General features: G+C 71.8%; 6 protein-coding genes. 4 read left to right on the forward strand and 2 right to left on the reverse strand.

Annotation, left to right across the window (positions count from 1 at the left end):
- Window positions 1-26: 26 nt before the first annotated feature.
- Window positions 27-503: a hypothetical protein gene (locus ACIG87_RS29465; protein ID WP_396854879.1), complete on the reverse strand. Its 477-nt coding sequence runs from the start codon at window positions 501-503 to the stop codon at window positions 27-29.
- Window positions 500-739, reverse strand: coding sequence for a hypothetical protein (locus ACIG87_RS29470; protein ID WP_396854880.1), 240 nt, complete (start codon window positions 737-739; stop codon window positions 500-502). Before ACIG87_RS29470 ends, ACIG87_RS29465 begins: the two co-directional genes overlap by 4 nt.
- 329 nt (window positions 740-1,068) lie before the next feature.
- On the opposite strand from ACIG87_RS29470, the gene ACIG87_RS29475 reads away from it, so the two are divergent.
- The 4 genes from ACIG87_RS29475 to ACIG87_RS29490 all read left to right on the forward strand — a co-directional run.
- Complete coding sequence (locus ACIG87_RS29475; protein WP_396854881.1) at window positions 1,069-1,896, forward strand: hypothetical protein; 828 nt, start codon at window positions 1,069-1,071, stop codon at window positions 1,894-1,896.
- A 1,251-nt stretch (window positions 1,897-3,147) separates the two neighbouring features.
- A complete protein-coding gene (locus ACIG87_RS29480) occupies window positions 3,148-4,383 on the forward strand; it encodes an NAD(P)/FAD-dependent oxidoreductase (RefSeq protein ID WP_396854882.1) in 1,236 nt (411 codons plus the stop codon).
- Between the two features lie 100 nt (window positions 4,384-4,483).
- The gene (locus ACIG87_RS29485; RefSeq protein ID WP_396854883.1) at window positions 4,484-5,644 is read left to right on the forward strand and encodes an SRPBCC family protein; all 1,161 of its coding nucleotides are present in this window, start codon (window positions 4,484-4,486) and stop codon (window positions 5,642-5,644) included.
- Window positions 5,641-13,320 (forward strand): amino acid adenylation domain-containing protein (locus tag ACIG87_RS29490; RefSeq protein ID WP_396854884.1); only part of this gene is annotated, 7,680 nt, incomplete at its 3' end. The genes ACIG87_RS29485 and ACIG87_RS29490, both read left to right, overlap by 4 nt.

Consider the following 13,320-nt stretch of genomic DNA (forward strand, 5'->3'; position numbering starts at 1 on the left):
CGCGCGGCCCGTGGGGGTCGTCGTGCCTAACCGTGGGTGACCCGATAGAGGCGGTCCGCCGGGTCGACGACGGCGGACAGCAGCGCGCCGGGCACGTGTGCCGGATTGTCGGCGCAGGTCGTTTCTGCCTCGAAGGTGGCGAAGCCTGGTCCGCTGATGCGCAGGCGCAGCACGAGCCCGGGATCTTCCCCGCCGAGATGGTCCGCCACGGTGAGGATCTCTGCGGTGGCGGCGACTCCGGCGGCGGCGAGCTGACGCGCGTCACGGCGGGAGCGGGTGACCAGGCGCCAGCCGAAGAGGCCGAAACCGGTGCCGACGATCGTCAGGAACACCCCGCCGGCGACCAGGCCCCAGAAGTCCTCGGGCGACGCCTGCGGGTTCCCTGCCACGGCGGCGACGAGCAGGACCGGCCCGGGTAGACAGATGGCCAGGAAGAGCAGCCGGCAGAGCAGCGCGCCCACCGGACCGATACGCGCTTCCGCCTCCCGGGGTGCTCTCGTCATCCCGGCACCCTAGCGGGCTGGCCGGAGCTGGGAATCGAGAAGGACGACAGCACCCATTCCCCGGTCCATTCCGGCGGGTGGGCGCCGAAGTCCAGGAAGTGCCGCATTCGGGAACGATGCCGGGCGATCGCCTGGGACGTGAGGTGATGGACCGGCGGCCGTGCGTTTCCGCGCGTCGCGATGAGACCACGCTTGACCAGCCGGGACAATGCGGCGCGGGCACTGGAATCGCTCACCCCGAACTCACATCAGACTCTCTCACCACCGGGCTCACGACGCCGACGGTCCGGAGGGCCACGTCTCAGGGGAGGTCGAGGAGACCCACGGTCTGACCACCGCTCCGCTCACCGGTCGGTCGGAACCCCAGCCGGAGGTGGAAGCCCTCCGGAAGCCGTGTGGGCCGTCTTCCGCGCAGCGGCTACCACCTCGATGGCTGTCGAAGCGCTGTCGGGCCCACGGGGCCCCGCCGGGGCCGTGACATGATGACGTCATGGGCAAGCAGCAGGATGTCGGCGGGTCGGATCGTCACCGTGGGTCAGGCACCGCAGTGGGTGATGCGACGGGCGTGGACGCGCGGCTCGCCCTCGCGCAGGACCCCACCACGACCCAGCTGACCCTCATCGACCTGGCCTCCGACCCGTCGGCGGTGGTCCGTAAGGCGGTCGCCACCCGGACCGACGCGCCCGCGCAGGCACTGCGGCCGCTGACCCGGGACCATGATCGTCATGTTCGGGAGGCCGTGGCGCGGAACCCCTCGACCTCGATAGCCAACCTCCTGCGACTGGTCAGGGACGCCGACCGGTGGGTCCGCTGGGCGGTCGCCGGCAACCCGGCCTGCGACGCGTCGGTGCGCCGGGTGATGGCGGAGACCCCGGACAAGGAGCTTCGCGGTCTCCTCGCGGAGACGCGCGAGCTGGAGCCCGAACTGGCCGCCCGGCTGGTCGAGGACGTCTCACCCGAGGTACGGGAGCGGCTCGCCACCCACACCCACGATCCCGACGTGATCACCGCCCTGCTGGCCGATCGCACGGTGCGCGTCCGCAAGGGGGTCGCCCGCAACCCACGGACCACCGCCGCGCAGCGCCGCGCACTCGCCCAGGATCCCGTGGTGGACGTCCGCGCCGCGCTGGTGCTCGCGGTCGAGCTGGACGAGGCGGATCTGCGCCGTCTGGTCGACGACCGGTCGGTGCAGGTGCGGATGGCGTTGGCGACGTCGGAGGTCGTCCCGCCGCACATCCGGCAGGCGCTCGCCGACGACCCCGACGAGATGGTGGCCAACGCGGCGCGCGAGTTCCGCCCCGGATCGGGCACCTCCCCGGTGGTACGGGCGCCGCGGGTCGGCCACCGGGCTTCCGGGACCGGCCGTGGCCGGCCGGGCGACGCCCGGCGCTGAGGTCGGCCCGCACCGACGATCTCGACCGAGCCTGCCCGGGAAGGGGCCGTTCGGCTCCGCCTACGAGGGCCGGGTCGTTGATCCTTGCTCCGGCCCGGCGGGTCGGGAACGTGGTTCGCCGCCGGCTCGTCCGGCGGTCCCCGGAGCCGTTTCGGCCCGCCTGCCCTTCTGCCCGCCTGCCCTTCTGCCCGCCTGCCGTTTCGGCCCCGCCTGCGTTTCGGCCCCGCCTGTCCGTCCGGCCGCCGCGCAGGCGACCGCATCGTGACGCGAGCGCGGGACACGCGATTCCCCGGGCTTCGAAACGGCGGCGACGCCCGACCGGAACCGGCCTGCAAGAATGTCGAGCGACCTCTCTCCATTTCCCTGGTACGACTGTGAGTCGAGCTTTCTCGCGTATTTCACTCCTCGCGCGGTGATGCCTTGGTGGCGATTACGTATTGGTTCCGACGCCACTTTTCCGGCCGACCGGAGCGGGCATTCAATGGCGGTCGACCGAATTTCGCGATTGCGCTGTCGGCTGGCGTACGGAATGGGAGTTCCGTCTCGGGGCCGTCGCCGTGTCGCGGCGTCCGGGCGAGCCGGCCGACCGTGGGTGGCCGCGGGCTGTCGTGCCCCGGGTGGGCCGTCCTCCGGCGCGGCCGCACGAATGCCGCCCGGGGCAACGATTCGTCAAGGCAACCACGTGCCGATCTAGAAATTGCTGGAGGCAACCGTCAAGCTTCTTGACGGTGGGCCGTCTGCCGGAATGTTAATCGATGTCCATAGATAGATCTGGAAGTTTTTCCAGTTCGGCACGGGCATGACCGAAATGTTGCGTTACGTGTTAACGGTGGTGGTTGTCCTTCTTGGGACCTGGTCAGCGCTTTGGGCGCGTCCTCGCCGATTGGTGCTGGTGGGCGCTTCGCCGGATGATCCTGCTTCTGGGGTAACTGAGGTGGATGCTGACCTCGGCTCGATTCCGTGATTTACCGAAGCCATTCTGTGAACCGAAAGTGATCGTCCCAGGTCAGTGCCATTCTCAGCATTCATCCAGCTAGTTTTATGTATGTGACCCACGTCACACTTGAGCTTCCTTTTTCCGGCTCGTCCAAGGTCCACACGCAGGCGATCCGGCTTGTTAGCGCTCTCATTTCCTGGCCGTCATCGATCCTGTCCATTGACCTTGCGGAACGTGGAAACGTACTCTCGTGGCAATCCCACTTCCGCATTGGACGGTTGCTTTCTCGGCTGACGACTGATCGGAGCAGGTCCATGTTCGACGTAATCGTTGTCGGTGCACGCTGCGCGGGTTCGCCGGTGGCAATGCTATTGGCCCGGCAGGGGCACCGGGTTCTGCTGGTCGACCGCTCCTCGTTTCCGAGCGATGCGGTGTCGACCCACTACATCCATCAGGCCGGGCTGTCCCGCCTCCAGGCATGGGGACTGCTCGACGAGGTGATCGGCGCTAAGACGCCGGCCATCCGGAAGATGAACTACGTCAACCACGGCATTCCGCTGATCGGGTTCGCCGATCCCATCGACGGGATCGACGCGGTCTACTGTCCGCGCCGGGTCGTGCTCGACGAGATCCTGGTCAACGCCGCCCGCCGTGCCGGCGTCGAGGTCCTGGAGCAGTTCACCGTCTCCGACCTGGTGTTCTCCGAGGGGCGGGTGGTCGGCATCCGGGGCCGGGAGGGCGACGGGCCGGAGCAGGAGTTCCGGTCCACCGTGGTGGTGGGCGCCGACGGCTTCCACTCGACGGTCGCCCGCAAGGTCGGCGCGGAGCTCTACAACGTGCGGCCCGCCGCCGGGTTCACCTACTACTCCTACTACAGCGGCCTGGACTGGGGCCTGCACCACAAGACCGGCTTCCACGAGCAGTGGTTCGGCACCTGGCCGACCAACGGCGACGTCAACATGGTCGCCGTCATCTGCACCCGTCGGCAGCTCAAGGAGTTCCGCCAGGACCCCGAGGCGCGCTTCCTGGCGGTCTTCGACGACGTCGAGCCGGAGATGGGCGTGCAGCTGCGCGAGCAGGGCCGGCGCGAGGAACCGCTGCGGCCGATGCGGTACCCGGACAACTACTACCGCCGCTCGCACGGCCCCGGCTGGGCGTTGGTGGGCGACGCCGGCTACCACAAGGACCCCATCACCGGGTGGGGCATGACCGACGCCTTCGTGCACGGCGAACTGCTCGCCGACCGCATCCACGAGGCGCTCTCGGGTGAGCGGACCATGGACGACGCCCTCGCCGACTACGTCAAGGTGCGCGACGAGGAAAGCGCCCCGGTCTACGACTACACCACGGCGATGGCCGAGCTGACCCTCGACCCGTACCTGGAGGCGGTGCTCGGGGCGATCAGCACCAGCCAGGAGTGGACCACCAAGATGCTCGGCATGATCGCCGGCGGGGTCGAGGGGCACGAACTGTTCGCCCCCGACAACCTGGACCGGATCTACGACGACGCCGGCGTACCCGAGCACAAGCGGATCTACGAACCGTCCTGATCGGCGTGAGGCCGCGCGGGCAGGCGCGGCACGGCGGTGGGGGACATCCCGGTCCTCCGCCGTTCGTTCGTTGCACTTGATCCCTGGAGGAGGCAAGCAGATGACGCGCGCGTCCAGCATGTTCGATCTCATCGGCCAACAGGACGACCAGCGGCCCTACTACGACACCGGCGGCCGTGGCCGGTCCCACGCGTTCTACACCGGCGAGGAGCAGCACCAGCGGGAGCTGGAACGGATCTACCGTCGCCGCTGGCTGCCGGTGGACCACGTCTCCCGGTTCAGGGAGAAGGGCGCCTACGCGACCCTGACCATCGGCACCGGCTCGGTCCTGATCATCAACGGCGACAACGGCATCCAGGCGTACCACAACTACTGCCGCCACCGTGGCTACCGGCTGGTGGAGGAGGCCGCCGGCAAGCGGCAGAGCATCGTCTGCATCTACCACTGCTGGGTCTACGACCGCAACGGCAAGCTGAAGAGCTTCAACGGCACGTACTTCGACCACTTCTTCGACAAGGAGAAGAACGGTCTGCTGCCGGTGCGTACCGAGGTCCGGTTCGGGGTCGTCTTCATCACCTTCTCCGACGACGCGCCCGACCTCGACGCCTCCCTCGGGGAGTTCGGCGAGTTCGCCCGGGTCTACGAGCTGGCCGACCTCCAGTGCATGCAGGCCAAGGACTACCCGGTCGCCTCCAACTGGAAGCTCGTGGCGCACAACGTCAACGAGAGCCTGCACTTCCCGACGGCGCACAAGGACCTGCACCGGATCACCGATTTCGACGACGCGGGAACGTACGAGCTCAAGGGCGACATCGTCGGCGCGTGGCAGGTCATCCGGGACAAGTACAACTCGGTCTCGATGACCGGGCGCAGCCAGCGGGCACCCATGCCGCTGGTCCCGGACGCCGACCTCAAGAAGATCAACTGGATCACCATCCTGCCGAACCTGCTCTTCGGCTTCACCGCCGACTACGTGATGATGCAGTGGGTCTGGCCGGAGAGCCCGAGCACCTGCTACGTGCGGCACTTCTGGCTGTTCCACCCCTCCGAGACGGCCAAGAGCGACTTCTCGCACGAGGCCGTCTTCGCGCTCTGGGACAAGGCCAACTACGAGGACTGGGAGATGTGCGAGCGGACCCACCGCGGCCTGTCCAACCCGCTCTGGTCGCCCGGCCAGCTCTCGCTGGACGAGGAGGTCGTCTCCCAGATCGACGCCTGGGTGGCGCGCGAGACGGCCGATCCCGTCGACACCGAGGGATGACGGCCGTGGTCAACTGCTTCCTCATCGGCGGCACCCGGGTCCTCGCCCGCTGCGCCGACCAACTCGTCGAGGCCGGGGTACGGATCGAGGGCGTCTTCACCGACGAACCGGTCGCCACCGCCTGGGCGGTCGAGCACGGCGTCCCCGTGCTCGACCCGCACGCCGACCTCGCCGCCGCGCTCACCGCCACCGAGGTCGACTACCTGTTCAGCATCGTCAACTTCCGCATCCTGTCCGGCGCGGTGCTGGCGCTGCCGCGGGTGGCCGCGGTCAACTTCCACGACGGCCCGCTGCCCCGCTACTCCGGCAGCAACGTCGCGGCCTGGGCGCTCTACGAGGGCGCGACCCGGCACGCGGCGACCTGGCACCGGATGGCCGAGGCGGTGGACGCCGGCGCGGTGCTGCTGGAGCGGTGGTTCCCGGTCCGGACCCACTCCACCGCCCTCTCCCTGACCTACGAGACCGCCGAGGTCGGCATCGCGCTCTTCGCCGACCTCGTCCCGCACCTGCTGCGGCGCTCGCTGCCCGAGCCGGTCGACACCAGCGACCGCGAGCGTCGCTTCTACCGCCAGCGCGACCGGCCCGCCGCCGGTGGAATCATCCACGCCGGGACCGCCGCGGTCGAGGCCGAGCGCATCTCCAAGGCCCTCGACTACGGCACGTTCCCCAACCCGCTCGGGGTGCCGGCCCTGGTCACCGCCCAGGGCGCGGTCTTCACCCGGCAGGCCCGGCTGATCCCCCGCGAGGACCCGCCGTCGGTGACCGTCGCGACGGCCGTGACCGACTCCGCGCTGACCCTGTCCACCCCGGACGGCGACCTGCTGTTGAGCGACTTCACGGCGACGGACGGCAGCGCGCTCAGCGGCCGGGCCGTGGCCCAGCGGCTGGGCATCACCCCGGGCCGGCCGCTGCCGGCCGCGTCCCCCGAGCGGTTGGCGGCGATCGCCGAGGCGCAGGGGCTGCTGCGTCGGCACGAGTCCTGGTGGACGGCCCGCCTGGGCGACCTGCGACCGGCGCCGCTGCCCGCCGAGGACTTCTCCGCCGCGTCCGCGCACTACGGCCGGTACGAGTTGGCGTACCTGCCCCGGTCCCGGGCCGAGACGGTCACCGTCATCCGTGCCTTCCTCGCCGTACTCGCCGAACGGATGGAGGCGCCGAGCTTCGACTTCGCCTGGTCGACCTCGGCGGCGCAGGCCCTGGCCGAGTCGACCTGCGGGCTCGCCGTCGCGCGCGTCCCGGTCCGGTTCGACGCCGCTGCCGCCGACGGACTGTCCGCCCGGCTCGACGAGGCGACCGCCCGGCACGGGTACGCCACCGACCTCGAGGTACGCCTCGGTCTGGCGTACCGCCCGGTCGGCTCCGACGGGCCGACCTTCACCCGGATCGCCGTTCTCCAGCGGCACCCCGACGACGAGGCCGCCACCGAGCCGGACACCGAGATCGCCCTGATCTGCCTGCACGACGGCCCGCCCACGGTGTTCGTCCGGGAGACCGCCATGTCCGCCGACGAGGCGCTGGAGTTCGCCGAGCGGGTCGAGGACATCGCCCTCGGGGCCATGCTCCTCGGCACCGCCACGCCGATGCCCGCCCCCGCGTCGACGCCCGCCCCCGCCGACGAGGTCACGGCCGAGCCGGCCCCCGTCGAGGAGGTCGCGGCGGCACCGGCCGCGTCGACCCCGACCGACGGGTCCGACGCCGCCGGCCCGTCCGACGCCGCGTCCCACCCGGAGTGGGCGTCCGAGCCCGCAACCCCCGTACCCACCGTGCTGGACCTGTTCGCGGCCACCGTGGCCGCCCGCCCGGACGCCGTCGCGGTACGCAGCGGTGACCGCCGGATCGACTACGCCACCCTGGACTCCTGGGCCGACGCCATCGCCGCCCGCCTCTACGACCAGGGGCTCGGCGCCGGGTCCGTCGTCGGCCTGCTGACCGAGCGCGGCCCCGACCTGGTCCCGGCGATGCTCGGCATCCTCCGGGTCGGGGCGGCGTTCCTGCCGCTCGACCCGAACTACCCGGTGGAACGGCTGCGCCGCTACACGCAGGTCGCCGAGTGCGACCTGATCCTCGCCGACGAGCGCAGCCTCGCGTTCGGCGAGTCGGTGGGACCGGTGCTGCCGATCCCCGGCCCGGACGGGTCCGCGCTGGCCGTACCGCCGTCGGTCACCGGCGCGGATCTCGCCTACGTGCTGTTCACCAGCGGGTCGACCGGCGAGCCGAAGGGGGTGGAGATCGCGCATGCCGCCCTGGCGAACTTCCTGACCGGCATCGGGGACCGACTCGGCTCGTCCGAGACCGACATCGTGCTCGCGCACACCACCGTCGCCTTCGACATCTCCCTGCTGGAACTGCTGCTGCCGCTGACCGTCGGCGCGACCGTGACCCTGGCGTCCCGGGCGGTGGCCCGCGACCCGCACCGGTTGGCCGACCTCATCGGCGAGGTCACCGTCGCCCAGGCCACCCCGAGCATGTGGCGGCTGCTGCTGGAGACCGGCTGGACGCCGGGGCCCCAGCTCACCGTCCTGTCCGGTGGCGAGGCCCTGGTGCCGGCGACCGCCCAGCAACTGCACGGCACCTCCCGCGCACTGTGGAACCTCTACGGACCCACCGAGGCGACGATCTGGGCGTCCGCGCACCGGGTCGAGTCGGTCGGCGCGTTCCTGCCCCTGGGCGAACCGCTGCCCAACCTCGCGCTGCACGTGCTCGACGCCGACCTGAACCCCGCCGACACCGGCGAGCTGTACCTCTCCGGCGTCGGCCTGGCCCGGGGCTACGTCAACCGTCCGGACCGGACCGCCGAGGTCTTCCTCACCCACCCGGTCAGTGGCCAGCGGCTCTACCGGACCGGGGACACCGTGCGGCGGCACGCCGACGGCGCGATCGAATGGCTGGGCCGGGCCGATTCGCAGGTCAAGGTCCGCGGCAACCGGATCGAGCCGGCCGAGATCGAACGCGTCCTGGCGGAGTACCCCGGCGTCACCGCCGCCGCCGTCGTCGCCGTCGCCTTCGAGGGCCGGGGCGAACCGCGGCTGACCGCGTACCTCGTCGGCGAGCACACCCTGGTCAAGGCGGCCCTGGACACCTTCGTCGGCCAGCGGCTGCCCGAGTACATGGTGCCGGACGCCTACGTACGGCTCGACGCCATGCCGTTGACCGACAACGGCAAGATCGCGCGTGGCCGGCTGCCCCAGCCGGACCGGCACACCATCATCCGTACCGGCTTCCCCTCCGTCGCACCCGTCGCGGCACCGGTCGCCGAGTCCGGGCCGGAGCCCACCGCCGCACCGGCGCACCGCATCGCCCGGGTCTTCGCCACCGTCCTCGGTCACGACGAGTTCCTGGTCACGGACAACTTCTTCGACCTCGGTGGTGACTCGGCCAACGTCACGCTCGCGGCGGCAGCGCTCACCGAGGAGTTCGGCGTCGAGGTCAGCCCACCGGCCATCTTCGCCACCGGCACCCCCGAGCGGCTCGCCGACCTGGTACAACCCACCGCCACCGCGCCGGAACGCTCCCGGACCGGCTCCGGCGTCGGGGCGACTCCGGAGCAGGCCGTCGTCGCCGCCGCCGAGGCGGTCGTCGCGGCGGGCGCGGCGACCACCTCCGATGCGGCTGCCGGCCGCACCGTGGACGCCGCGGCGGAGGCGGCGCACCCCGTCCCGGCCGGTGCGGCGGGCGGGCCGCAGGCTGCCGCCGACGACCCGGCCGGTGCGGCGGGCGGGCCGCAGGCTGCCGCCGACGACCCGGCCGGCACGAAGGAGCACGACGCCGTACGGCCGGCACAGCGCCACCCCGTCCCGGCGGCCCCGTCCGGGCAGCCGGCATCCGACCAGGTCGAGGAGGCGCTCGCCGTCATCGGCCTGGCCTGCCGGTTCCCCGGTGCGGCCACTCCCGACGAGTTCTGGGCCAACCTCGCCGACGGGGTGTCCAGCGTCGGGGACGCGCCGCCCGGACACCGTGGCTGGGGCCACCTCTGGTCCGACGCCGACGAGGTGCCGACCGGCTGGGTCGACCGGGTCGAGCACTTCGACGCCGCCCGTTTCCAGCTCACCGACCGGGAGGCCCGGCGGCTGGACCCGTTGCAGCGACTGCTGCTCAGCGTCACCGACGAGGCCCTGGAGAGCTGCGGCCACACCGCCGCCTCGCTCGGCACCGAGACCGGTGTCTTCATCGGCACCATCGCCAGCGACTTCCCCGAACTGGTGGCGGGCAGCATCGGGTCCGGCGACCCGCATGTGGCCACCGGCACGGCGGTGTCGATGGTGGCCAACCGGCTCTCCCACGCCTTCAACTGGTCGGGGCCGAGCTTCGCCGTCGACACGGCCTGCTCGTCCTCGCTGGTGGCCCTGCACCAGGCGGCCATGCACCTGCGCGCGGGAGAGGTGGACGCGGCCGTCGTCGGCGCGGCCAACCTGGTGCTGACCCCCACCAAGACCCGGTCCTTCCTGCGCAACGGCATGCTCTCCCCGACCGGGGTGTGCCGCACCTTCGACGACGACGCCGACGGGTACGTCCGTGGTGAGGGCTGCGGGGTGATCGTCCTGAAGCGCCTCGCCGACGCCGAACGCGACGGCGACCCGATCCTCGCGGTGGTCCGTGGGTCCGCGGTGAACCACACCGGTGCCGCGGGTTTCCTGACCGCGCCGAGCAGCACCGCCCAGCAGGCGGTGATCCGCAGCGCCCTGCGGCGGGCCGGCGTCGACGCCGACGGGGTCGGCTACGTCGAGGCCCACGGCACCGGCACCCAGCTCGGTGACCTGATCGAGTTGGAGGCGTTGCAGGCCGCCCTGGGACAGGCGCGGCGGGGCACGGTGGCGGTCGGTTCGGTGAAGACGAACATCGGCCACCTCGAACCGGCGGCCGGGATCGCCGGTCTCATCAAGACGATCCTCGCCCTCCAGGCGGAACGGATTCCGCCCTCGGCCCACCTCACCTTCCCGAACCGGGCGTTCCGCTTCGAGAACTCGCCGCTGTTCGTCCCGGACCGGCTCGTGCCCTGGGCCGGGCCACGGGTCGCCGGGGTCAGCAGCTTCGGCTTCGGCGGAGTGAACGCGCACGCCGTGCTCGCGGCGGCCCCGTCGCCGACCCGGGTGCCCGCCCGGACCGGTCCCGACCTGATCACCCTCGCCGCCGGCTCCGAGGAGGGGCTGCGTACCCTCGCCGGCCGGCTCGTCCAACTGCTCCGTTCGCCGTACTGCCCGCCGCTGGCCTGGATCTGCGTGGCCAGCCGGCAGCGGCCGGCGGCGACCTACCGGCTCGCCTGCGTGGTGGACACCATCGAGCAGCTCGACGACAAGCTCATGCTCTTCCTGGCCCGCGCCGAGGGCACCCGCAACCTCTACACCGCGGTCGCCACCGGGTCGGGGCGGACCCTGCCGCCGCTCGGCGAGACACCCGGACGTGACGACCTCGACGCGGCGGCCCGCCGCTTCGTGGCCGGCGACAGCCTGACCGCCGAGGAACGCGCCCCGGTGCGGTTCCCCACCGCCCCGCACGAGGAGAAACACCTGTGGCTGGAGCCCACCCCGGCGGTGGCCGGGCAGCTTCCGCCGACCGGTGGCCCGGCGGCCGGGAAGCCGTCCGACCGGTCCTGGAGCGACCACCCGGAGGCCCTGGAACACGTCGTCCTGGGTGATCCGACGCTGCCCGGTGCCGGCTATCCCGGCAAGGTCGCCGAGCTCCTCGGGCGGGACACCTTCGCCCTGCGGGACCTCACCTTCCGGGCGACCGTACGGCCTCCGGCGACACTCACCGCCGAGCTGCACGGCACCCGGGTCACCTTCCGCGACGACACCGCCGCCGTGGTCTGCGACCTGGAGGTGACCGACCCCGAACCGGTCGACCCGACGCTCACGCCACCCGCCGACGCCGTCGGGTTCACCCAGGTCGGACTCGACGGGATGTACCGCGACTTCGACCGCAACGGCCTGCGGTACGGCCCGAGCTTCCGCTGCGTGCGGGAACTGTCCACGGCCGACGGTGCGGCGACCGGCACGCTGCGCGTCGCCCCCGGACCCGACGCCGGTGCGGTGGACGCCCGGCTGCTCGACGGCGCCTTCCAGGTGGCCCTCGCCGCCTGCGGGGCGCAGGGCCTCTACGTGCCGTTCACCGTCTCCCGGCTGACCGTGCTGGGCCGGCTCGCCGGCACGGTGCGCGTCCACGCCCGCCGGGACCGGGGCAGCGCACCCGATGCCGGGCTGCTCACCGCGAGCCTGGTGGTGTTCGACGGCGACCGGCCCGTGCTCACCGCCCAGGGCATCACCTGGCGGCGGATCTCGCCGGCCCCGCCGACGACCCCGCCCACCTCGGCCGGCGCGCACGACCGGGCCCGGTTCGACGGCAGCACCTCGCACGGCAGCACCTCGCACGGGGCCGCCGCGCAGGGGACCGCACCGGGCAGCGGTACCGCCGGCAACGGCCATGTGCCGGCCGTGTCCGGGCAGGGCGTCGCCATGGCGGACCGCTTCCGGGCCGATGGTGCCGCCGGTGCCAACGATCTCGGCCGGGCGCTGGCCCGATGGATCGCCGAGGGTCTGGAGACCGACGTCGAGACCCTCGAACTGGACCGCCCGCTGGAGGCCCAGGGGCTCGACTCGATGCTGGCCGTCTCCCTGGCCCAGGACATCCGCGCCAGGCTCGGCGTCGACATCCCGGTGACCCTGCTGCTCGAGGTGGGAACGGTGGAGAACCTCGCCGCCGAACTGCGTGACACCTACGGCGTCACGGTCGTACCCGGCACCGGGTCGACGCCCGGGTCGACACCGCCCGAGCCGGCCGGCGGCTTCCCGGTCGCCGTGCCACCGGTCGCCGTGCCACCGACCAGCGTGTCCGCGGCCCCGGCCCCGGTGCCACTGACTCCGGCGGCTCCGGTTTCGGCGGTCCCAGCTCCGGCTCCGGCTCCGGCTTCGGTGGTTCCGGCAGCGGTGGCGAACCCGACGGTTCCGGACCGGCACGACATCGCCATCGTCGGCATCGACGGCGTCTTTCCCAACGCCAGCAACCTCGACGAACTGTGGCAGGTGCTCACCAACGGCGAGGACTGCCTCCGTGAGGTCCCCAAGTCCCGATGGGACATCGACGACTACTACTCCGATGCCGCCGAGCCCGGCACCGTCTACCTGCGGCGGGCGGGTTTCGTCGACGAACTGACCGACTTCGACGCGCCGTTCTTCCGGATCTCACCGGCCGAGGCTCAGTGGATCGACCCGCAGCAGCGCCACCTCATCCAGTCCGCCTGGCGGGCGCTGGAGGACGCCGGCCTGTCCGGCCGTACGAGCGGCAGTTCGACCGGCGTTTTCGTCGGCGCCAGCTACCAGCACTACCGGGACATGGTCGTCGGGGACGTCGTGCAGACCGCCGCCGGCCTGGGCAACCACAACGCGATTCTGGCGAATCGGGTGAGTTATTTCCTGGATCTGTCGGGTCCGAGCATGACGATCGACACGTTGTGTTCGTCGTCGTTGGTGGCTCTGCACACGGCGGTGCGCAGCATCCGTAACGGCGAGTGCGACCAGGCCATCGTGGCCGGAGTCCACCTGGCCATGTCCCCGCAGTACTTCCAGCTCGGCTCCCGTCTCCGGTCGTTCTCCCCGACGGGTGCGTCGCGGGCGTTCGATGCGGGGGCGGATGGGTTCGTGCCGGGTGAGGGTGTGGTGACGGTGGTGGTGAAGCCGTTGGTG

Source organism: Micromonospora sp. NPDC051925, from assembly GCF_044548625.1.
Lineage (GTDB): Bacteria > Actinomycetota > Actinomycetes > Mycobacteriales > Micromonosporaceae > Micromonospora.